The sequence below is a fragment of the Pseudoalteromonas sp. R86517 genome (genome assembly GCF_042466295.1).
Lineage (GTDB): Bacteria > Pseudomonadota > Gammaproteobacteria > Enterobacterales > Alteromonadaceae > Pseudoalteromonas > Pseudoalteromonas atlantica.
In genome coordinates, this window is record NZ_JAXHCB010000001.1 from 728,015 (window position 1) to 749,119 (window position 21,105).

Consider the following 21,105-nt stretch of genomic DNA (forward strand, 5'->3'; position numbering starts at 1 on the left):
TTGTGGCGTGTTATGGCAGCTCAACGTGCACCTCTAAGCGAACGCTTAAATCAATACCAACAACATATTGCAGCGTTTAAACCTGCTGTAGCAGGTATTTTAACCCGAGTAGTCGGTTTAACCCTTGAGGCGAAAGGGCTACGTGCGCCTGTAGGCAGCCAATGCAAAATAGAAACTATGTCAGGGTTTGTAGATGCTGAGGTAGTGGGCTTTAGTGAGCAAACCCTTTACTTAATGCCTAATGACCACATTTCCGGTGTGTTACCCGGTGCGCGTGTTATTCCACAAGTAAATGATACCGGCTTGCCTGTTGGTATGAGCCTACTAGGCCGCGTTGTAGATGGCTTAGGCCGCCCGCTTGACGGCCTGGGAAAAATTAACGCCGAACACTATTTAAAGTTTGCACAAAACCCCATAAACCCCCTCGCTAGAAGACCAATCAGCCAACCTATGGATGTAGGTGTACGGGCTATAAACTCAGTTATTACTGTAGGGCAAGGCCAGCGTATGGGTTTGTTTGCAGGCTCTGGTGTTGGTAAATCGGTCCTCTTAGGTATGATGACCCGCGGCAGTGAAGCCGATGTTATTGTGGTTGGCCTAGTGGGTGAGCGTGGCCGTGAGGTAAAAGAATTTATTGAAGAAATACTCGGTGTAGAAGGGCGCAAACGCTCTGTTGTGGTAGCTGCTCCTGCTGATGCATCGCCTCTTATGCGCTTAAAAGGCTGTGAAAGCGCGGTGACCATTGCTGAGTACTTTCGTGATCAAGGTTTAAACGTATTGTTATTGCTTGATTCAGTAACACGTTACGCTATGGCGCAACGCGAAATAGCGCTAGCGGTTGGCGAACCTCCTGCTACAAAAGGGTATCCGCCTTCTGTATTTGCTAAATTACCGGCGCTGGTGGAGCGAGCGGGTAATGGCGGCGAAGGGCAAGGGTCTATCACTGCGTTTTTTACAGTCCTTAGTGAGGGCGATGATATGCAAGACCCAATAGCCGATGCTGCACGTGCTATTTTAGATGGGCATATTGTACTTTCGCGTGACTTAGCCGATAGCGGTCATTACCCCGCGATAGATATCGAAAAATCAATTTCTCGTGTTATGCCGCAAGTGGTGTCTGAGCCTCATATGCAGCAGGCCCGCGTATTAAAACAAGTGTATTCAATGTATCAGCAAAATAAAGATATGATCACCTTAGGTGCGTATCAAAAAGGGGCTGACCAAATGCTTGATCAAGCTATAAATATGATGCCGCGCGTCAATGCGTTTTTACAGCAAGGTATGCGTGATGTAATAAGTTACGACGATGGTTTACACGGCCTAGCTCAATTACTAGGACAAGCATAATGGCAAAAAATAAGCTCGATTTACTGCTTAAGCTCGAAAACGACAAAGAAGAAAATCTGCGCATGAGCTACTTACAAGCCAATCAAAATTTACAAGCTAACCAACAAAAGCTGCAAGGGTTAAATAACTTTAGATTAGAATACTCTCAGCAATTACATGTGAAAGGAAAGTCCGGTTTATCAAGCGCGGGCTTTGGTCAGTACCATGCCTTTATAGCAAAAATTGAAGAAGCGATTCGCCAGCAAGCCAGTACGGTAAATACCGCTAAGCAAGTTGTAACACAGCGTAAAGCTTTGTGGTTAAAGCAGCAGGTAAAAGCAAAAGCCGTAGCAAAATTAATTGAAAAACAAAATCTAAAAGCAGCGGCGTTAATGGCAAAGAGTGAGCAAAAAATGTTGGACGAGTTTTCTGCTAATCAATTTTTTCAGCGCCGTAAAAGTTTATAACTTTGGCGCGTTTATTGCTTTGTTGGTAGGTGGTAATTAATTTTGGCAAAGTGCGGTGGCAACTTGCCGCAGTGCTGTGTAGGTGAATTATGGCAATAAACGATATTTCAATGTTGGCAACAGCTGAAAAAGACTCTTTTTTAGCATTTAAAGACAGTAACTTACCTGCAGGTAACGAATCTGGTGATGCTTTTTTAAGCCAGCTACAAGATGCAGACAAACCCTTTGTATTGCCTGCTAATTCTGAGGCTCCTAGCCAAGCAGGCTCTTTATTGCCAACAGATGATAAGCAGCTAGCCAATAGCAAAAAACCGACAGCTTCATTAAGTGATGACACGCAAGATACGTTATTATCTGGCGATAGCGTTTTAGCACAAATAAACTCCTCGCAAGTGATTGATGTAAGTGTAAAAAAACATGGCAGTAGCGATAATGATTTTAGCGATTTAAGTGCAAAAAAGAGTGATAAAAGTGTCAACTTTTTAGCTTCGCAATTAGGTGAAACTGATGAAGCCGATGATACTCTTTTAGCTGATGATAATAGCAATGGCAAAAAAAGCGCGTTTACAAACGCCGAGCTCGAAACTAAAGCAGCTAAGCAAAGCGCTGGAGAAAACTTAGCCCCTTCTTTAAAAAATGAGAGCCTAGCAAGTAGTGCAGCTAAAAACCCAATAGCAGAAGCGGTGCAAACACAAATTAATAAAACTAATAGCAGTGCAGCCTCTGTAGGTAATGAAGGTAAAGGTGCTGAGAACACAAAAGCGCCAGGCACTGCGTTAAATGCTGAAGGTACGCTGCCTATAAGCGATGCAGACATAGAGCAATTAGCCAAAGAACTGACTCGTTCATCTACGCAATCAGAGCTATCAACTACATCTAAAGTACTCAACTCATTAAGCGAAGCGCAACGTGCACAATTAAACGAGCAAGTTAAAAGCTCATTTACTGAAACCACACCAAGTGAAAGTGATGATCGTGCAAGCTCCGTTAAACAATTACTGACAGAGTTTGTCGTACAAAACGAAAAAGAGACAAGCACGCGCGGTGAGCTAGTTCAATCTCAGTTAAAAAACCTAAATAGCGATGAAAAGCAGGCGCTACTTAGCCAATTGAAAAGCTATGTGAGTAACGAGCAACCAACAGGTGATACGCTCAAAAAAGTAAATGAAACAATAAGCAACTTACAAACTATGCTTGATGCGCAGCTTAGTGAGAGCAAAGCGCAAAGTGTGTCGAGCTCTGCAAATGCGGCTTTAAATGCGCAGCAAGCCAGTAATGCTGCAATGAATGCGAATACACCGCAAAATAAAGCCATGATTAATGCTGAAGCACCCTCTAGTATTGAGCAAGACGGTGTAAATCCAGAAGAGTTGAACGCCCTAGAGGCCGAGCAGGAAAGCTTACTTAAAGAGCCTAAAACAAATACTGGTTTATCGCGTGTAGCTCAGGTGTTTACGTTGATAACCGATGGCATTAATAACACGCAGGCACAAATAAATACTCAGTACGACAACGCTCGTTATGAGCAGTCTATTTTAGAGAGCCAAGCTATACAGTCGCAGCAATTACAAAGCAGCACCGCGCAGGTTAAGCAGGTAAATATAGATGCAAGTATGATGCAGGCTATTAATATTGTTAAAAGTGATGCAGCTAAAGTGCTTCAAGAGCGTGTATCTTCAATGCTAAGCATTAGCAATAAAGAAGCTGAAATTCGCTTAGATCCGCCAGAAATGGGCAGTATGCAAATTCGTATCAGAAGTGATGCTGAACAAACACAAATAAATTTTGTAGTGCAAAACCAGCAAGCTAAAGAAGCACTTGAACAATCAATGCCGCGCTTACGTGAAATGTTAGCCGAGCAGGGAATTGATTTAGGTGAAAGTACGATTTCTTACGGGCAGTCTGGTAATGAGCAAAGCGATGAAGGCGAAGGGCAATCACAAGGTCAAACGGCTAATAAAAATACACAGCAGGATAAAAATGATGAGCAAGATGGGGCTAACCCACAAAGTTCTCGACAACAAACTTCATCATCAATAGATTACTATGCCTAAGTACTGCTATTATAATAACTAAAACAAGCAAGTACCTTTGCTAAAAAAGGAATCACAATGGCCGAAGAAACAAGTTTAGAAATAGAAGAAACCGGTAAAAGCAAAAAAAAGCTGATCATAATCATAGTGGCAGTACTGCTTGTTGTTGGCGGTGGTGCAGGCTATTTTTTTATGGCGGGCGATGATGCACCCGTTGAAACATTAGATGAAGAAACAACAACCGCAGCGCAAAGCGACTCGGCTACACCTTCAGGCTCTTCAGCTGAAATGGGCAGTGCCTTGTATGTTGCTATGCCAAGACCCTTTGTGTTTAATGTACCTGGGTCAAGCAGAGATAGAATTGTACAAATAAAAGTGCAATTACTTGTGCGTGGCGATGTAAATGAAGAAACCGCTAAAAAGCACATCCCACTGATTGAAGGCACCTTATTAAGCGTGTTTTCAACCACCACAGCTGATGAACTCAGCACCAGTGCAGGCAAAGAAACATTACGCTTTACTGCGCTTGAAAAAGTGCAAGCTGCGCTGAATGATGTTGAAGGCACTAAAGTAATTGAGCGGGTATTGTTTACCGGCTTTGTGATGCAATAAGGGGCTAGCGTGAGCGATTTATTATCCCAAGACGAAATTGATGCACTCTTACACGGCGTTGATGAAGTCGAAGAGGAAGATATACACGAAGGTGAAGACGGCGAAGGCAGTACATTACAGTACGACTTTTCTTCGCAAGATCGGATCGTGCGTGGTCGCATGCCGACCCTGGAAATTGTTAACGAGCGGTTTGCTCGTCATATGCGAATAAGCTTATTTAACATGATGCGCCGCACCGCAGAGGTGTCGATTAATGGCGTACAAATGATTAAATTTGGCGAATATATTCATACCTTATTTGTACCAACAAGTTTAAATATGGTGCGTTTTAGACCGTTAAAAGGCACTGGCCTTATCACCATGGAAGCACGTTTAGTGTTTATTTTGGTAGATAACTTTTTTGGTGGTGACGGGCGTTACCATGCCAAAATTGAAGGCCGCGAATTTACCCCTACCGAACGTCGAATCGTGCAAATGCTACTAAAAATTATCTTTGAAGATTACAAAGAAGCATGGGCACCGGTTATGGACGTCTCGTTTGAATACCTCGATTCAGAAGTAAATCCAGCAATGGCTAACATTGTGAGCCCTACTGAGGTTGTGGTTATTAGCTCTTTTCATATTGAATTAGATGGCGGTGGCGGCGATTTTCACATCGCTTTGCCGTATTCAATGCTTGAACCCATTAGAGAGCTATTAGATGCGGGTGTACAATCGGATACAGAAGACACCGATTTGCGCTGGAGCAAAGCTTTACGCGATGAAATTATGGACGTTGAGGTGGATATGTCGACTCAACTTCTTGAGGTGGATTTGTCTCTTAAACAAATAATGGAACTTAAAGCGGGCGATATTATACCGGTAGAAATGCCAGAGCATATTACGGTATTTGTTGAGGAGTTACCTACATTTAGAGCTAAAATGGGTCGCTCTCGCGATAACGTTGCGCTACAAATTAGTGAAAAAATTAAACGCCCTGATTCAGTTAAATCTGAGCTGCATGTATTTACCAAAGGCGGCAAGAAAATTGATTCAGATGCAGAATTAGCAGAACTAGAAGATGATTTACACCTTTCTGACGGTGTAGACTTAGACTGGTAATTGATTAAAAGGTTAAAAGTATGAGCGATGATCAAGACACAATGGACGAATGGGCAGCAGCCCTAGCTGAAGCCGAAGGCGGTGATGAGAGCGCCGAAGCGCATGTAGCAGAGCTTGATGAACTAAGTGATGCTAAACATGAACTTAGCGGTGACGAAAAGCGTAAACTCGATACAATTTTAGATATTCCTGTGACTATTTCTATGGAAGTAGGGCGCTCTAAAATAAATATTCGTAACTTACTGCAGCTAAACCAAGGCTCTGTTGTTGAACTAGACCGCGTAGCCGGTGAACCACTGGATGTATTAGTAAATGGTACGCTCATTGCCCATGGCGAAGTGGTTGTTGTGAATGATAAATTTGGTATTCGTTTAACGGATGTTATTAGCCAGGTAGAGCGGATCAAAAAATTACGATGAGCTCCCTTGCTGCTTTAACAAACTCAGTATTTACAAAGGCAGAAACGTTAACACCTACGGCCGACATTTTGTCTATGGTGTTGTCGTTGGTTGCGGTGCTAGTACTGATTGTAGTGCTGGCATTTTTTGTTAAAAAACTTAACCCAAATTTAGCTAATAGCGAAGAATTTAAAGTGGTACGAAGCTTACCGCTTGGCTCTCGAGAGCGCTTAATGGTGGTTGAAATAGATAATGCACAGCATTTATTAGGGGTCACCCCGCACAGTATTAACTACTTACATAAATTAGACACGCCGTTAAGTGAAAAAGAACTGCCAGAACTTGCTAAGCGATTTAGCAAACTACTAAACCCGCAAACGAATCAAAATAAAAAGAATTAACCCTATGATAAAGTGGCTGCTGATTATTTTAGCTGTGTTATTTGTACCTGCCGCAAGCAGTGCAGAGGGCATAGACGCTCTAACCATTACAACTAATGCCGACGGGACGCAAGATTACTCTGTAACCTTGCAAGTACTGGCAATTATGACGGCGCTGAGCTTTATTCCTGCCGCCATAATTATGATGACTTCGTTTACCCGTATTATTGTTGTACTGGCCATTTTGCGCCAAGCCATTGGTTTACAATCAACACCTTCAAACCAAGTTTTATTAGGGATGTCGCTTTTTTTAAGTATTTTTATTATGGCGCCTATTTATCAGCAAGTTAACGAACGTGCGATAGAACCCTATTTAAATGAACAAGTTACTTCGGTACGAGCATTAGAGCTTGCAAAGGAGCCCATGAAGGCCTTTATGCTCTCGCAGGTACGATTAAAAGACTTAGAAACGTTTGCCAAAATAGCAGGTTATGACCAGCTTGACTCGCCAGAGGCCACGCCGCTTATTGTGTTAATACCTGCATTTGTGACCAGTGAACTACAAACCGCGTTTATTATTGGGTTTATGTTTTTTATACCGTTTTTAATTGTGGATTTAGTGGTTGCCTCGGTATTAATGGCCATGGGTATGATGATGCTCTCGCCCATGATAGTGTCCTTGCCTTTTAAAATAATGTTATTTGTACTGGTCGATGGCTGGAGCTTAGTAATGGGCACGTTAGCCAAAAGCTTTGGCTTAGGGACATAAATCATGTTTTACATTCGCACTTTTAAACATTAGGAGTACAACATGGAACCAGAAATTTTTGTTGATATTCTTAGCGATGCACTGTTTTTAGTTATTAAGCTGGTATCAGCTATTGTGGTACCAGGTTTACTTGTTGGTTTAGTGGTGGCGGTGTTCCAAGCGGCAACCTCAATTAATGAACAAACCCTAAGTTTTTTACCGCGTTTGTTAATTACCATTGGGGCACTTATTGTAGGTGGGCATTGGCTTACTCAAGAGCTAATGGACTTTTTTACCCGCCTAGTGTTACTCATTCCTGAAATTGCAGGCTAATTGTGGAATTTCCTTTTTCTGTTGTTATTCAATGGTTAAGTGATTTTTTACTGCCTTTAGTTCGCATCAGCTCTATGATCATGATTATGGCGGGCTTAGGCGCACAAAACGTACCTAAACGCATTAAAATGGGATTGGCGGTAGTGGTAACGTTTTTAGTGGTGCCAGCGCTGCCTCCTGCTACATTTACTAATTTATTTTCTTTTGAAATGGTGCTGGTGGTTATACAGCAAATGTTGATAGGTGTTGCGATAGGATTTGCTTCTACGCTAATGCTAAATACCTTTGTGCTTGCTGGGCAAATACTGGCAATGCAAACCGGTTTGGGCTTTGCCTCTGTTATAGACCCTTCAAATGGTGCGAGCGTGCCTGCAGTTGGCCAGTTTTACTTAATTTTAGCGACTTTGTTATTTTTTGTTTTTAATGGCCATTTAATGATGATTCAAATGGTGGTGCATAGTTTTTCGGTGTTGCCTATAAATGGCCAGTGGTGGGCTGTTGATCATTACTGGGACATAGTAACGTGGGGCAGCTGGATGTTTACCACTGCATTGGTATTGGCTTTAGCCCCCCTAACGGCCATGCTCATTATTAATATTTCATTTGGTATTATGACCCGCGCAGCACCGCAATTAAACATTTTCTCAATAGGTTTTCCGTTTACATTAGTTGCCGGTTTAATGATTATTTGGGCCACCTTGGGTAATTTTGTAACCCAATTTGAGTTTCAGTGGTTAAAAATGATTGAGCTAATGTGTAGCCTTGTTGGCTGTACGGTGTAGGAGGGGCAATGGCTGAAGATTCAGGACAAGAAAAAACAGAAGAACCCACCTCCAAAAAGCTCGAAGATGCTAAAAAGAAAGGTCAAATAGCACGCTCAAAAGAACTAGGGACTATGTTTGTACTTATTTTTTCTGCAATTTCGTTGCTGTTGTATGGGCCCGAAATAGGCAAAGGCTTATACAATATTATGGGCAGGATGCTGTCTTTAAATCGCAGTGAAACCTACGACACCACTAAAATGTTTGCGGTGTGGAGTGAGGTGGCCAGTGCGCTGCTGTTTCCTATGGCGATGTTTGTTTTAATTATTGTTATTGCAGCATTTATAGGAAATACCTTACTCGGTGGCTTTAATTTTAGTTGGGAAGCTGCAGCACCTAAACCCAGTAAAATGTCGCCAATGAAGGGCTTTAAGCGCATGTTTGGCCCACAAGCAGCGATAGAGCTTGTAAAATCTATATTAAAGTTTGCGCTGGTGGCTATTTTTGCGGTGTTTTTGATTCAAACTTTTTTTGATGAAATTTTGCATTTAAGTATTGAAAGCGCACCTAGTAATATAATTCATGCCCTTGAAATACTCTCGTGGATGTTTTTAGGGTTGTCGTGCACTTTGGTGATTATTGCCGCAATAGATGCGCCTTATCAGAGTTATAACCACAACAAACAACTTAAAATGACTATGCAGGAGATCAAAGACGAGTACAAAAACTCAGAGGGTGATCCGCAAATTAAAGCGCGAATAAGGCAAACACAAAGGCAAATGTCGCAGCGAAGGATGATGCAAGATGTCCCCGATGCCGACGTAATTGTAACCAATCCTACTCACTATTCTGTGGCGCTAAAATATGATACTGAGCGAGCAGGTGCACCGATTGTACTTGCCAAAGGGGTAGATGAAATGGCTATGCAAATTCGTAAGATAGCCAAAGGTAACGAAGTACCGATTGTAGAATCCCCTATGCTTACGCGGGCGCTTTATCATACTGCTGAAATAGGCCAACAGATCCCAGATCAGCTATTTACCGCTGTCGCTCAAGTTTTAGCCTATGTATTTCAGCTTAAACGGTTTAAAAAAGGGCGTGGTAAACGACCTATTCCGCTTAAGTCTAAACTGCCTATTCCGGATGATTTTAAATACGATTAGGGTAAGCTGAGCTAACCACACTTTACAGGAGCGCCTTGCCTAAATACCAACATGGGGCTGCAAATTCAAACCATAAAGCCCATTCGCTCTTGTCTCTCACTTGCTTTAAATTTTGTATCAATACTCAATGAATCTATTGCTGGCTCTATACTTGGAATAGTTATTGCAATTTCAGGCTAGTGTCAATTTATTGAATTGTAGAGTTATGGATTTTAAAGCGGTATTACAACAACTTAACAAAGATAAAAAAGAGTATGCCAAAGGTGTTGGCACACCGCTACTAGTACTTGCAGCGCTGGGTATGGTTATTTTACCGCTGCCGCCATTTCTTCTTGATATATTATTTTCATTTAATATTGCCCTTGCCTTAGTTGTTTTACTGGTGACTGTTTACACCATGAAACCCCTCGAATTTGGTATGTTTCCCGCAGTACTGTTAATCGCTACAATCATGCGTTTAGCCCTAAATGTTGCCAGTACACGCGTGGTGCTCCTTGAGGGTCACAACGGGGGCGATGCGGCTGGTAAGGTAATTGAAGCGTTTGGCTCAGTGGTTATTGGCGGAAACTACGCGGTAGGTTTAGTGGTGTTTTTAATCTTGATCATCATAAACTTTGTAGTAATAACCAAAGGTGCTGGGCGTATTTCTGAAGTATCGGCTCGTTTCACGTTAGACGCTATGCCGGGTAAGCAAATGGCGATAGATGCCGACTTAAACGCTGGCTTTATTAGTGCAGAGCAAGCACGTGAGCGCCGCAGTGAAGTAACCCGCGAAGCCGACTTTTACGGCTCTATGGATGGGGCGAGTAAGTTTGTAAAAGGCGATGCCATTGCCGGTATCGTGATATTAATTATTAATATTGTTGGCGGCTTATTTGTGGGCATGATCCAACATGACTTGAGCTTTAGCCGCGCAATGGAAGTATATACTTTACTTACCATTGGTGACGGCCTTGTGGCGCAGCTTCCTTCATTACTGCTCTCTATTGGTACTGCTATTGTTGTTACTCGCCAAAACGAATCACATAACATGGGTGAGCAATTTAAAGCCCAATTAGGTAACGAAAAATCATTATTTATCGCCTCAGGTATTTTAATCATTATGGGGTTGGTTCCGGGTATGCCTCATATTGCTTTTTTAAGTTTAGGCGCACTACTTGGCTACTTAGCTTACTTTACTCAGCAGCAAAAATTAAAAGCCGCTGCTCTAGCTGCCCAAGAGGCTGAAAGTGGTGCCGTTGCCGGTACTGGCGTTGCAAACAAGCAAGAGCAAAAAGAGCTTGGATGGGACGATGTACAACAAATTGACGTTATTGGCTTAGAAGTTGGCTACAGGCTTATTCCGCTTGTTGACCAATCTCAAGGTGGTGAGCTGCTCAACCGAATTAAAGGGGTGCGTAAAAAGTTATCTCAGGAGCTTGGCTTTTTAGTACCGCCTGTACATATTCGCGATAACTTAGAGTTAGACCCTAATGCGTACCGTATTACCATGATGGGTGTTTCAAGTGGTGAAGGCGAACTCAAACATGGCGATGAACTGGCCATCAACCCAGGGCAAGTATTTGGCCCTATTAAAGGGGTTGAAACCAAAGACCCTGCATTTGGCTTAGATGCGGTATGGATAAAGCCTGATCAAAAAGACGAAGCACAGTCACTAGGTTACACCGTGGTTGACTCAGCCACTGTGGTAGCCACCCACATTAGCCAGTTATTAACTAACAGTGCCGCATTATTACTAGGGCATGAGGAGGTTCAAAACCTGCTTGATATGTTAGCTAAAAGCCATCCACGTTTAGTAGAAGGGTTAGTGCCAGAAGTACTACCACTGACAACCGTTGTAAAAGTACTGCAAAATTTATTAAACGAAGGTGTGGCTATTCGTGATATGCGCTCTATTGTTCAAACCCTTGTAGAGTACGGCCCACGTAGCCAAGATGCCGATGTTTTAACAGCTGCAGTGCGTATTTCGCTGCGCCGTTTAATAGTTCAAGACGCTGTGGGAATGTCATCAGAAATCCCTGTCATAACCTTGGCGCCTGAGTTGGAACAGATGTTGCATCAGTCATTACAAAATGCAGGCGACGAAGGTGCCGGAATAGAACCAAGCCTTGCTGAGCGACTTCAAACATCATTAAACGAAGCGCATCAGAATCAAGAAATGGCCGGAGAACCTTCAATATTGCTAACGTCAGGAATGTTACGCACTGTGTTATCTCGTTTTGTTAAGTACACCATACCGGGTTTAAGGGTGATGTCTTATCAAGAGGTACCAGATGAAAGACAGATTAAGATTGTCAGCTCAGTAGGCCAACAATAAAGATTTTAACAGGGGTTGAACCATGAAGATTAAACGTTTTTTTGCCAAAGATATGCGCACCGCACTGAAAGAAGTTAAAGATGAGCTAGGTGTTGATGCCGTTATTATGTCGAACAAAAAACTCGCTAATGGTGTAGAAATTGTTGCCGCAGTAGATTACGACAAAGCAGCCCCTAAAGCCGCAGCACAACCACAGGCAGCGCCTGCTCCGCAAAGAGCCGTGCAACAGCCTACTCATAACTTTGTAAAGCCAGAGCCTAAGCGTGCGCAACCTGAGCCACAAGCAAAAGTAGCTGATAGCTTACAAGCTTTATTAGAGCGTCAGTCGCCACGCCCTCGCTCTCCTGAGCTAGCCTCTATGTTTTCGCAATCAGGTATTGATACGTCTGAGCATTACCAAGAGCCAGCACAGCCACGTACGACAAATATGTTTGCTCGCGAAAATGAAGCGCCAAAACGCATGCAAACCCAAGCAGACAGCCTAGGCTTTGATGACTTAGATCAAGACTTTGACGATTTAGATGCGCCGGTTGCACCGCGTAGTCAAGCTAATAACAACGAAAGCGCCCAAATGAGCGCGATGCGTGATGAAATGAACGCAATTCGCCAGTTATTAGAACACCAAGTATCGGGTTTAATGCAGCAAGATATGGCACGTCGCGACCCTACACGTGCATGCATGATTGACCGTTTAGTTGGCATGGGAATAGATAAAGACGTTGCAGAGCAAATGGCGTGTTTTATCCCAGATGACGTATCGCGTCAGCAAGGTTGGAAAGCATTATTGCAAATGGTTGAAGATCAAATGCAAACCACCAATAACGAAATTCTTCGCCAAGGGGGTGTGTATGCCCTTGTTGGGCCTACTGGTGTAGGTAAAACAACCACAGTTGCTAAACTTGCCGCATTAGGCGCACAAAAGTATGGCGCCGACAAAGTTGCCCTAATCACCACTGATACATACAGAATTGGTGCGTATGAGCAGCTTGCAACGTATGGTCGTATTATTGGTTGTGGTGTTAAACAAGTAAAAGATGCCAATGAATTAGCCGAAGTTTTATATCATTTACGCAATAAGCGTCTAGTATTAATTGATACAGCGGGTATGAGCCAACGTGATTTACGCCTTACAGAGCAATTAAATACGTTAATGCGCAACCAGCGAGTAGATATACGTAGTTATTTAGTATTAAGTGCCACAGCACAAATAAATGTACTGCAAGAAACCGTAAGACATTTTAAAAAGGTTCAGCTAAGCGGTTGTATTTTCACTAAGTTAGATGAATCATTAAGTTTAGGTGAGATTATTAGTATAGCGATTCAAAATCGTCTTCCAATAGGGTATCTTACTAATGGTCAGCGTGTACCAGAAGATATTCGCGTTGCAAATGCTGAAAAACTAGTAAAAAAAGCTGAGCAATTGTATTTAAAAAGAGCAAAAGCACAACATTCAAGGCACCAAGCAGTGGCGCCAAGCACAGTAGGGATGTATGATTAACACAGTATTAGATCAAGCAAGCGGCCTGCGCAAAATGAGTCAAAACAACAACAACGGCGTAAAAGTTATCGCTGTCACTGGCGGTAAAGGAGGGGTGGGTAAAACCAACGTCTCTTTAAATACTGCTATTGCTTTAGGGCAGCAGGGTAATCGTGTATTAGTATTAGATGCCGATTTAGGCCTAGCTAATTGTGATGTAATGCTAGGACTACGTGTTGAAAAAAACTTATCTCATGTCCTTTCAGGCGAGTGCGAACTTGACGAGATTTTAGTTGAAGGCCCAGGCGGTATTAAAATCGTGCCTGCTACATCAGGTTCGCAAAGTATGGTGGAGCTAACCCCATCTGAGCATGCTGGGTTAATTCGTGCCTTTAGTGAGCTTAATACCGAATTTGATATTTTAATTGTAGATACCGCCGCTGGTATTTCTGACATGGTGCTGAGTTTTTCTCGTGCAGCGCAAGATGTCATGGTGGTGGTGTGTGATGAGCCGACCTCTATTACTGATGCCTACGCGCTTATTAAAGTACTTAGCCGCGAGCATGGCGTTTATAAATTTAAAATTGTTGCAAACATGGTGCGCAGTATGCGCGAGGGCCAAGAGCTTTTTGCAAAGCTCTCTAAAGTAACAGACCGCTTTTTAGATGTGTCTATGGAGCTTGTTGCGACTATTCCATATGATGAAAATATGCGTAAATCTACGCGTAAACAAAAAGTAATTGTCGATCTTTTCCCTAATTCACCAGCAGCAGTCGCGTTTAAAACATTAGCGACAAAAGCAGTAAAATGGCCTATACCTAATCAACCTTCAGGACATTTAGAGTTTTTCATTGAGAAGCTAGTAAACGGCTGATTATGACAACATCGGTGAAAAGAGCTATGGGATATCAATCAACACAAAATTTAAATGTGATTGTTGAAAAGCACGCGTCGCTTGTCAAAAAAGTGGCGTGCCATTTAATAGCTCGCCTTCCTCCTAGCGTTCAGCTTGATGACTTAATTCAATCGGGAATGATTGGCCTTATCGAGGCCTCAAAAAACTTTGACGCCAGTAAAGGGGCAAGCTTTGAAACGTTTGCTGGTATTCGTATCCGCGGCGCTATGCTTGATGAAATGCGCAGAGGGGATTGGGCACCACGTTCGGTGCACCGTAAAAGCCGATTAGTAGCCGAAACTATCACAGAATTAGAAAATAGCTTAAATAGAGAACCAAAAGATACTGAAGTAGCTGAAAAACTTGATATTTCGCTAGAAGAATACCATCATATTTTAAATGATGTTAATTCCAGTAAAGTGCTTGGTATAGAAGACCTAGGGGTAGATGAAGATGTTATTAGCCCTGCAGGTCAAGATTTAGCGCTAGACAAACCATTTAATAATGTTAAAAATGAACGGTTTAATAATTCATTGTTAGAGGCAATAAAGTCTTTACCAGAGCGAGATGCAATGGTGCTTTCTTTGTATTACAACGATGAAATGAATTTAAAAGAAATTGGGCATATACTCGATGTAAGTGAATCGCGTGTAAGTCAGATACATGGTCAGGCGATGATTAAGCTCAAAGCAAAAATCAATGACTGGATAAACTAGTAGTAAGTAAATTATAGGTTAAGACCTCACCGGAGGATGTTTTGGATAAAAACATGAAAATTCTTGTTGTTGATGATTTCTCTACAATGAGACGTATTATAAAAAATCTGTTGCGTGACCTAGGGTTCACGAATGTTCAAGAAGCTGACGATGGTTCTACAGCATTACCTATGTTGCAAAATCAGGTTTTTGACTTTGTTGTAACCGATTGGAACATGCCAGGCATGCAGGGTATTGACTTGCTAAGAGCCATTAGAGCTGACGAAAAATTAAAACATATTCCGGTTTTAATGGTGACGGCAGAAGCTAAAAAAGAACAAATAATAGCGGCAGCGCAAGCAGGTGTTAATGGCTATATTGTTAAGCCATTTACTGCTGGTACTTTGAAAACTAAATTAGAAAAAGTGTTTGAACGCTTAGGTTAATGAGAGGAGAGGCTTATGTCAGCACCAGCTGCGCCTCAAATTACTTTAGAACAAGCTCGTCAGCTCGTCGTTTTTTTAGAAAATGGTGAGCAAGATAAAGCAGATCAATTAATTTTAGATACTGCCTCTCAAGAGCAATCGCAGCTTTTTGCTGAAGTAGGTAAGTTAACACGCCAATTACACGAAGCCCTTAAAAGCTTTGAACTTGATACGCGTTTAACCGATTTAACCACTGATGCAATACCGGATGCGAAAAAGCGCTTAAACTATGTCATGGAAATGACAGAAAATGCAGCTAATAAGACAATGGATGCGGTCGAAGCAAGCCTTCCTATTGCGCAGCAGCTAGCAGATGAAATTGCACATATTAAGCCTACTTGGGATAGGCTTATGAACCGCGAAATAGAGCTGGGCGAGTTTAAAACCTTATGCCACAGCATCGACAAGTTTATGAACAGCTCTCATCATAAAACTGATGAGTTGCAAACTTTAATGACCAATGTACTAATGGCGCAGGATTTTCAAGATTTAACAGGCCAGGTTATCCGCCGTGTAATTGAATTAGTCAGAGAAGTAGAAGAAAGTTTAATCCACCTTTTAACAGCATTTGCTGCACAAGATGACAGCATTGTTGAAAGTAAAGAACAACAAGAAACAGAAGAACTGGTTGCCGCACAAACATTAGCAGGTCCTGAAGGCCCTATTATTGATAAAGAGTCGCGAAATGATGTTGTATCTGACCAAGACGAGGTCGATGACCTATTATCAAGTTTGGGCTTCTAAGAGGAGAGTAACTGCATGAGCTTTGAAGTCGATGAAGATATTTTACAAGACTTTCTTGTAGAGGCTGGAGAAATCCTAGAGCTTTTATCTGAACAGTTAGTTGAGCTAGAAAATAACCCAGAAGATACTGAGTTACTAAATGCTATTTTTAGGGGCTTTCATACCGTAAAAGGGGGGGCAGGCTTTTTAGCTATGACTGAGCTTGTTGATGCCTGTCATGGTGCTGAAAACGTATTTGATCTTTTACGCCAAGGGGTTAGAACTGTTAATTCAGAATTAATGGATGTGATTTTACAAGCACTAGATACCATTAATGAAATGTTTGCCACTATTCAAAACCGCGAACAGCCAGACCCAGCAGACCCTCAATTATTAGAAACCCTTCACAAACTTGGTCAACCGCCTACGGATGACGAGCTTACTGAAACAGCCCCCGACGTTGTTGAACAAGAACCCGCAGCTCCCGTTAGCGCAACAGATGATGAAGACCCATTTGCATTTGATGAACTATTTGATGCGGCAGGTTCAAGCCCTTCAGCAGATAGCACGCAAATTGATGAAATTACAGAAGATGAATTTGAAAGCTTACTCGATGAGTTACACGGCAAAGGCCAAAGCCCGGTGTCGCAACCAAGTGCAAGTGCAGAGCCAGATTCAAGTTCAGATATTACCGATGATGAATTTGACAGTTTATTAGATGAATTACACGGTGTAGGTAGTTTTGGTCCTGTTGCAGGAGATACCTCAAGCAGTGAGCCAGAAGTAAAACACACAGCACCACCGGCGGCTGTTGCAAATGATAGCGGTGATGATGAAATCAGCGATGATGAATTTGAAGCACTGCTTGATGAACTGCACGGTAAAGGCGCCGCACCAGAATCAAAAGAAGCTGACACACCTGCACCGCAGCCACCTAAGGCTGCACCTGTAGCACAAACGCCAGCAAAACCTACGCCAGAAAAGCCTACGCCAGCACCTGCAGCAAAACAAGCTCCGGCGGCTAAAGCCGCTGCGCCTACACCTAAAGTGGCTGAAAAACCAGCGAGTAGCGCTGCACCTAAAAAAGCTACGCCTCCACCTGCTGAAACCACAGTACGTGTTGATACAAAGCGTTTAGATCAAATAATGAATATGGTTGGCGAGTTGGTATTAGTACGAAATAGGTTGGTCAGTTTAGCGACCAATACAGACAGTGAAGCGATGGGTAAGGCGATATCAAATCTTGATGTGGTCACTGCTGATATTCAAGGTGCAGTAATGCAAACGCGAATGCAGCCTATCAAAAAAGTGTTTGGCCGATTCCCTCGCGTAGTACGTGACTTAGCCCGTAGCTTAAATAAAGAAATTGATTTACAGCTTGTAGGTGAAGAAACCGATTTAGATAAAAACTTAGTTGAGGCACTGGCCGATCCGTTGGTGCATTTAGTACGAAACTCAGTTGACCACGGTATTGAAATGCCAGCAGCGCGTGAAGCTGCGGGTAAGCCTAGAACTGGTAACGTTACATTATCGGCTTCGCAAGAAGGCGACCATATTTTGTTAACCATTAAAGATGATGGTGCAGGTATGGATGCGGAAAAACTGAAAAAAATAGCGATCAGTAAAGGCGTTATTGACCATGATCAGGCAAGTCGCTTATCAGATACAGAAGCGTATAACTTAATATTTGCACCAGGCTTTTCGACCAAAGAAGAGATATCTGATATTTCTGGCCGTGGCGTAGGCATGGATGTAGTAAAAACTAAAATTACGCAGCTTAATGGCTCTGTGAGTATACAGTCAGAGTTGGGCGTAGGGACTATTTTAGAGATAAAAGTACCATTAACACTGGCTATTTTACCTACGCTGATGGTTATTGTTGGTGAGCAAACGTTTGCGTTACCACTTGCTGGTGTGAGTGAAATATTCCACTTAGATTTAACCAAAACCAATGTGGTAGATGGTCAGCTTACAATTATTGTTCGTAAAAAAGCGATACCGCTATTTTACTTAGAGCATTGGCTAGTTAAAGGTGCTGATTGTTCTCAGCGAAAAGCGCAAGGTCATGTGGTAATTGTACAAATAGGTACTCAGCAAGTTGGCTTTGTGGTTGATTCATTAATTGGCCAAGAAGAAGTTGTTATTAAGCCTCTTGATGCGTTATTACAAGGTACGCCAGGAATGGCTGGTGCAACAATTACATCTGACGGTGGTATTGCGCTGATTCTGGATGTACCTAATATGCTTAAGCATTACGCAGGATAAAATGTAGGCATACCTGTGTATGCCTACACATAAATTTAATAAGAGAGCGCAATGGCCGTAAAAGTTTTAGTTGTTGACGATTCCAGTTTTTTTCGCCGTCGAGTAAGCGAAATTCTTGAACAAGACAGCGGTATTGAAGTAATAGGTTTTGCTGTTAACGGTAGAGAAGCCGTAGAAAAAACAGCGCAGTTACGTCCAGATATGATCACCATGGATGTAGAAATGCCTGTGCTTGATGGTATTAGCGCAGTAAAAGAAATTATGGCGAGTAACCCAACGCCAATACTTATGTTTTCTTCATTAACTCGCGACGGTGCAACCGCAACTTTAGATGCACTTGATGCCGGAGCTATGGACTTTTTACCGAAAAAGTTTGAAGACATTGCACGAAATAACGAAGATGCAATTAAGTTATTGCAAGCTAAAGTGAAGGAAATTGGTCGCAGGCGTGCACCGCGCCCTGTTAGGCCATTAACATCAAGTAAGACTACTGCTCCATCTGCAAGCAAACTTGCCACAACAAGCTCATCGCTTAAACAACCTGATAGAAGCTTTCAACGTGCTGCCCCAGTGCAGACAACAACTACATCCAGTATGCCCACGCGTGCCAGCGGTAAACACTATCAAATAGTGGCTATTGGCACTTCAACTGGCGGGCCAGTTGCTTTACAAACTATATTAACCCAATTACCTGCTAACTTTGCACACCCTATTTTGTTAATTCAGCACATGCCGGCGGCATTTACGCCTGCGTTTGCGGCACGTTTAAATAGCCTTTGCAAAATACGCGTTAAAGAAGCGCAACAAGGTGACAGTCTAGAAGCCGGCACAGCCTACTTAGCCCCAGGTGGACAGCAAATGATGGTAGAGGGGCGAAGTGGTAACAAAACGTTGCGTGTATTTGAAGATAATAGTGAACGTATAAGCTACAAACCAAGCGTTGATGTGACTTTTGCAAGTGTTGCCAAAAGCTACCAAGGAGATGTACTTGCTATTGTTTTAACCGGCATGGGCGCTGATGGACGTGATGGCGCGCGAATGCTTAAGCAATCTGGCGCAACAATTTGGGCGCAAGATGAAAAAAGCTGTGTTGTATACGGTATGCCTCAAGCTATTGCCAACGCTGGGCTTGCCTCTGAGCATTTAGCGTTAAACGACGTAGCAGCAAGAATAAAAAGAGAGACTGGTTGTGGATAAGCTCTCTGTTTTAGGGTTAATCATTGCGCTGAGCGCTATAGCGATTGGTTACTCTTTAGAGGGGGGCGTTGTCACGGCGTTATTTAATGGCCCTGCACTTATTATTGTACTTGGCGGCACCTTAGGGGCTGTTATGTTGCAAACGGCCATAAGCACCTTTAAAAAAACGCTAAGCATGAGCCATTGGGTGTTTTTTTCACCCCAGTACAATATTGAGCAAGCCATAGAGCAAATTAAAACGTGGTCGCATAAAGCTCGTCAGGAAGGGTACTTAGCGCTTGAAAAAGAGGCACTTAGTCACCCAGATCCTTATGCAGCAAAAGGGCTTAGTTTACTAGTAGATGGGTGTTCGGAGCAAAAGTTACGCGACACATTAGAAATAGATTTAATGCTTGAACGAGACCGCTTACTTGAAGCAAGTAAAGTGTACGAAGCCATGGGCGGATATAGCCCAACTATAGGTATTTTAGGGGCTGTACTTGGCCTTATTCAAGCAATGTCATTTATTACCGACCCTCAAAAGCTAGGTGCAGGGGTCGCCACCGCATTTATTGCAACAATATATGGGGTGGGTTTAGCTAACTTATTATTTTTACCTATGGCCAATAAGCTTAAGCAGCGAGTAGATCAAAAAATGCTTTACCATGAAATGATGGCCGAAGGGGTGATTGCTATAAGCCTTGGCGAAAGTCCTATAAACATAGAATTAAAGCTTGAAGCTTATCGCACAGAGCGCCCCAATGTCGTGGTAGAGTAACTTTTATGTTACGCCGGCGCTTACGTCAATCAGCTGAAAAAAATCAACATACAGAACGTTGGTTAGTCTCTTATGCTGATTATATGACCATTATGTTTGCCTTTTTTGTGGTTATGTATGCCATTGCCATAAATAAAGAAGAAAGTTTTCAAATCCTCTCAGACTCCCTAGAACAGGTTTTTGACAAATCAGCAAGGCAGCAATCGCAACAAGGTGAGGGCGTTACTGGTGAAGGGCTACTTACTGACCGTGTTACCCCAGAGCAAGAGTTATTGTACGGTGAGAGCATTCAAAAACAGGAGTCTGGCCCAGAGCTGCTAGATGGACATAGTGATACCAGCAATATAAAACAAAAACATTTAGGTAAACCACTCGATAGTCTGTTAACTAAATTACATTCAGCACTTATTGATGAAATTCGTGATGGAGAAGCAAGTTTAGAGCTCAACCAAGATTGGCTTATTATTGAGCTAAGTTCAGGAATGCTCTTCTCAAGTGGTAGCTCTGTGGCCCACGCGCGAGCAAAACAAGTCGTAAAAATTGTAAAAGATATTATTGCCCCAGTAGATAACTACATAAGGGTAAGAGGTTACACAGATAACGAAAGTATTCGCAATGAAATGTTTCGCTCTAACTGGGAGTTGTCAGTTGCACGGGCGACCTCTATTTTAGTTGAATTAGAAGCGTTAGGAATTAACCCAGCTAGAATGGCAATCGAGGGGTATGGGCAATACTCACCTTTTGCCGATAACGACACCGCAGCGGGTCGAGCAGAGAATCGTAAAGTTGTTATTGCGCTTTCTAAGTATGGCTTAGTACAACAAACCACCGAAAATGAAGCTGAGCCTGATGAGCAAGTGCAACAAGCTGCGCCTGAGCCAGAGGTGGAACTTCCCTCTGATGATAACTCTATTAAAATAATTCGTTTACCTCATGGTGGCATCAGAATCACCACGCGCAATGAACAGTAAT

21 protein-coding genes are annotated in these 21,105 nt (G+C 42.6%); all 21 read left to right on the top strand.

What is annotated here, in order from left to right:
- Positions 1 to 12 precede the first annotated feature (12 nt).
- Entirely contained in the window at positions 13 to 1,347 is a 1,335-nt protein-coding gene (gene fliI / locus SJY38_RS03160) for a flagellar protein export ATPase FliI (RefSeq protein ID WP_054982998.1), read from the top strand.
- On the top strand, positions 1,347 to 1,793 hold the full coding sequence (gene fliJ, locus SJY38_RS03165; protein WP_004588294.1) for a flagellar export protein FliJ: 447 nt from the start codon (positions 1,347 to 1,349) through the stop codon (positions 1,791 to 1,793). Before fliI ends, fliJ begins: the two co-directional genes overlap by 1 nt.
- Before the next feature lie 89 nt (positions 1,794 to 1,882).
- Positions 1,883 to 3,847: a flagellar hook-length control protein FliK gene (locus SJY38_RS03170; protein ID WP_377109281.1), complete on the top strand. Its 1,965-nt coding sequence runs from the start codon at positions 1,883 to 1,885 to the stop codon at positions 3,845 to 3,847.
- A 57-nt stretch (positions 3,848 to 3,904) separates the two neighbouring features.
- Positions 3,905 to 4,438 carry a flagellar basal body-associated protein FliL gene (gene fliL, locus SJY38_RS03175; RefSeq protein WP_004588296.1) on the top strand — a complete coding sequence of 178 codons (534 nt, stop codon included), beginning with the start codon at positions 3,905 to 3,907 and terminating at the stop codon, positions 4,436 to 4,438.
- 9 nt (positions 4,439 to 4,447) lie between these two features.
- Entirely contained in the window at positions 4,448 to 5,539 is a 1,092-nt protein-coding gene (gene fliM / locus SJY38_RS03180; protein ID WP_004588297.1) for a flagellar motor switch protein FliM, read from the top strand.
- Between the two features lie 20 nt (positions 5,540 to 5,559).
- Positions 5,560 to 5,958 (top strand): flagellar motor switch protein FliN, encoded by a 399-nt coding sequence (gene fliN, locus SJY38_RS03185; RefSeq protein WP_004588298.1) that lies wholly within the window; start codon positions 5,560 to 5,562, stop codon positions 5,956 to 5,958.
- Positions 5,955 to 6,338, top strand: a complete 384-nt coding sequence (gene fliO, locus SJY38_RS03190; RefSeq protein WP_004588299.1) for a flagellar biosynthetic protein FliO — start codon at positions 5,955 to 5,957, stop codon at positions 6,336 to 6,338. The genes fliN and fliO overlap by 4 nt, the downstream gene beginning before the upstream one ends.
- Positions 6,339 to 6,342: 4 nt before the next feature.
- Positions 6,343 to 7,086 (top strand): flagellar type III secretion system pore protein FliP, encoded by a 744-nt coding sequence (gene fliP / locus SJY38_RS03195; protein WP_377109282.1) that lies wholly within the window; start codon positions 6,343 to 6,345, stop codon positions 7,084 to 7,086.
- 42 nt (positions 7,087 to 7,128) lie between these two features.
- The gene (fliQ, locus tag SJY38_RS03200) at positions 7,129 to 7,398 is read left to right on the top strand and encodes a flagellar biosynthesis protein FliQ (protein WP_004588301.1); all 270 of its coding nucleotides are present in this window, start codon (positions 7,129 to 7,131) and stop codon (positions 7,396 to 7,398) included.
- A 2-nt stretch (positions 7,399 to 7,400) separates the two neighbouring features.
- The gene (fliR, locus tag SJY38_RS03205) at positions 7,401 to 8,180 is read left to right on the top strand and encodes a flagellar biosynthetic protein FliR (RefSeq protein WP_377109283.1); all 780 of its coding nucleotides are present in this window, start codon (positions 7,401 to 7,403) and stop codon (positions 8,178 to 8,180) included.
- Between the two features lie 8 nt (positions 8,181 to 8,188).
- Positions 8,189 to 9,322: a flagellar biosynthesis protein FlhB gene (gene flhB, locus SJY38_RS03210; RefSeq protein WP_055253171.1), complete on the top strand. Its 1,134-nt coding sequence runs from the start codon at positions 8,189 to 8,191 to the stop codon at positions 9,320 to 9,322.
- Positions 9,323 to 9,527: 205 nt separating this feature from the next.
- Positions 9,528 to 11,639 (top strand): flagellar biosynthesis protein FlhA, encoded by a 2,112-nt coding sequence (flhA, locus tag SJY38_RS03215; protein WP_024032312.1) that lies wholly within the window; start codon positions 9,528 to 9,530, stop codon positions 11,637 to 11,639.
- A gap of 22 nt (positions 11,640 to 11,661) precedes the next feature.
- Positions 11,662 to 13,137: a flagellar biosynthesis protein FlhF gene (gene flhF / locus SJY38_RS03220; protein WP_055015933.1), complete on the top strand. Its 1,476-nt coding sequence runs from the start codon at positions 11,662 to 11,664 to the stop codon at positions 13,135 to 13,137.
- A complete protein-coding gene (locus tag SJY38_RS03225) occupies positions 13,130 to 13,990 on the top strand; it encodes a MinD/ParA family protein (RefSeq protein ID WP_054983003.1) in 861 nt (286 codons plus the stop codon). Before flhF ends, SJY38_RS03225 begins: the two co-directional genes overlap by 8 nt.
- 26 nt (positions 13,991 to 14,016) lie before the next feature.
- Positions 14,017 to 14,727, top strand: a complete 711-nt coding sequence (locus SJY38_RS03230; RefSeq protein ID WP_024032309.1) for an RNA polymerase sigma factor FliA — start codon at positions 14,017 to 14,019, stop codon at positions 14,725 to 14,727.
- A 41-nt stretch (positions 14,728 to 14,768) separates the two neighbouring features.
- A complete protein-coding gene (gene cheY, locus SJY38_RS03235; protein ID WP_004588308.1) occupies positions 14,769 to 15,152 on the top strand; it encodes a chemotaxis response regulator CheY in 384 nt (127 codons plus the stop codon).
- 15 nt (positions 15,153 to 15,167) lie between these two features.
- Complete coding sequence (locus SJY38_RS03240; RefSeq protein WP_055015934.1) at positions 15,168 to 15,935, top strand: protein phosphatase CheZ; 768 nt, start codon at positions 15,168 to 15,170, stop codon at positions 15,933 to 15,935.
- 15 nt (positions 15,936 to 15,950) lie between these two features.
- Entirely contained in the window at positions 15,951 to 18,179 is a 2,229-nt protein-coding gene (locus SJY38_RS03245; RefSeq protein ID WP_055015935.1) for a chemotaxis protein CheA, read from the top strand.
- Positions 18,180 to 18,230: 51 nt separating this feature from the next.
- A complete protein-coding gene (locus SJY38_RS03250) occupies positions 18,231 to 19,376 on the top strand; it encodes a chemotaxis response regulator protein-glutamate methylesterase (RefSeq protein WP_377109284.1) in 1,146 nt (381 codons plus the stop codon).
- Positions 19,369 to 20,133 (top strand): flagellar motor protein, encoded by a 765-nt coding sequence (locus tag SJY38_RS03255; RefSeq protein ID WP_055015937.1) that lies wholly within the window; start codon positions 19,369 to 19,371, stop codon positions 20,131 to 20,133. Before SJY38_RS03250 ends, SJY38_RS03255 begins: the two co-directional genes overlap by 8 nt.
- 5 nt (positions 20,134 to 20,138) lie before the next feature.
- Positions 20,139 to 21,104, top strand: a complete 966-nt coding sequence (locus SJY38_RS03260) for a flagellar motor protein MotB (protein WP_055015938.1) — start codon at positions 20,139 to 20,141, stop codon at positions 21,102 to 21,104.
- Position 21,105: the final 1 nt, after the last annotated feature.

Excerpts from the sequence above, each read along its gene's own strand:
- flhB (WP_055253171.1), top strand. The coding sequence starts at position 8,189 with ATGGCTGAAGATTCAGGACAAGAAAAAACAGAAGAACCCACCTCCAAA.
- SJY38_RS03260 (WP_055015938.1), top strand. The coding sequence starts at position 20,139 with ATGTTACGCCGGCGCTTACGTCAATCAGCTGAAAAAAATCAACATACA.
- fliL (WP_004588296.1), top strand. The coding sequence starts at position 3,905 with ATGGCCGAAGAAACAAGTTTAGAAATAGAAGAAACCGGTAAAAGCAAA.
- SJY38_RS03245 (WP_055015935.1), top strand. The coding sequence starts at position 15,951 with ATGAGCTTTGAAGTCGATGAAGATATTTTACAAGACTTTCTTGTAGAG.
- fliQ (WP_004588301.1), top strand. The coding sequence starts at position 7,129 with ATGGAACCAGAAATTTTTGTTGATATTCTTAGCGATGCACTGTTTTTA.
- flhF (WP_055015933.1), top strand. The coding sequence starts at position 11,662 with ATGAAGATTAAACGTTTTTTTGCCAAAGATATGCGCACCGCACTGAAA.
- fliN (WP_004588298.1), top strand. The coding sequence starts at position 5,560 with ATGAGCGATGATCAAGACACAATGGACGAATGGGCAGCAGCCCTAGCT.
- fliJ (WP_004588294.1), top strand. The coding sequence starts at position 1,347 with ATGGCAAAAAATAAGCTCGATTTACTGCTTAAGCTCGAAAACGACAAA.
- fliO (WP_004588299.1), top strand. The coding sequence starts at position 5,955 with ATGAGCTCCCTTGCTGCTTTAACAAACTCAGTATTTACAAAGGCAGAA.
- SJY38_RS03170 (WP_377109281.1), top strand. The coding sequence starts at position 1,883 with ATGGCAATAAACGATATTTCAATGTTGGCAACAGCTGAAAAAGACTCT.
- fliI (WP_054982998.1), top strand. The coding sequence starts at position 13 with ATGGCAGCTCAACGTGCACCTCTAAGCGAACGCTTAAATCAATACCAA.
- fliP (WP_377109282.1), top strand. The coding sequence starts at position 6,343 with ATGATAAAGTGGCTGCTGATTATTTTAGCTGTGTTATTTGTACCTGCC.
- SJY38_RS03225 (WP_054983003.1), top strand. The coding sequence starts at position 13,130 with ATGATTAACACAGTATTAGATCAAGCAAGCGGCCTGCGCAAAATGAGT.
- flhA (WP_024032312.1), top strand. The coding sequence starts at position 9,528 with ATGGATTTTAAAGCGGTATTACAACAACTTAACAAAGATAAAAAAGAG.
- SJY38_RS03230 (WP_024032309.1), top strand. The coding sequence starts at position 14,017 with ATGGGATATCAATCAACACAAAATTTAAATGTGATTGTTGAAAAGCAC.
- SJY38_RS03250 (WP_377109284.1), top strand. The coding sequence starts at position 18,231 with ATGGCCGTAAAAGTTTTAGTTGTTGACGATTCCAGTTTTTTTCGCCGT.
- SJY38_RS03240 (WP_055015934.1), top strand. The coding sequence starts at position 15,168 with ATGTCAGCACCAGCTGCGCCTCAAATTACTTTAGAACAAGCTCGTCAG.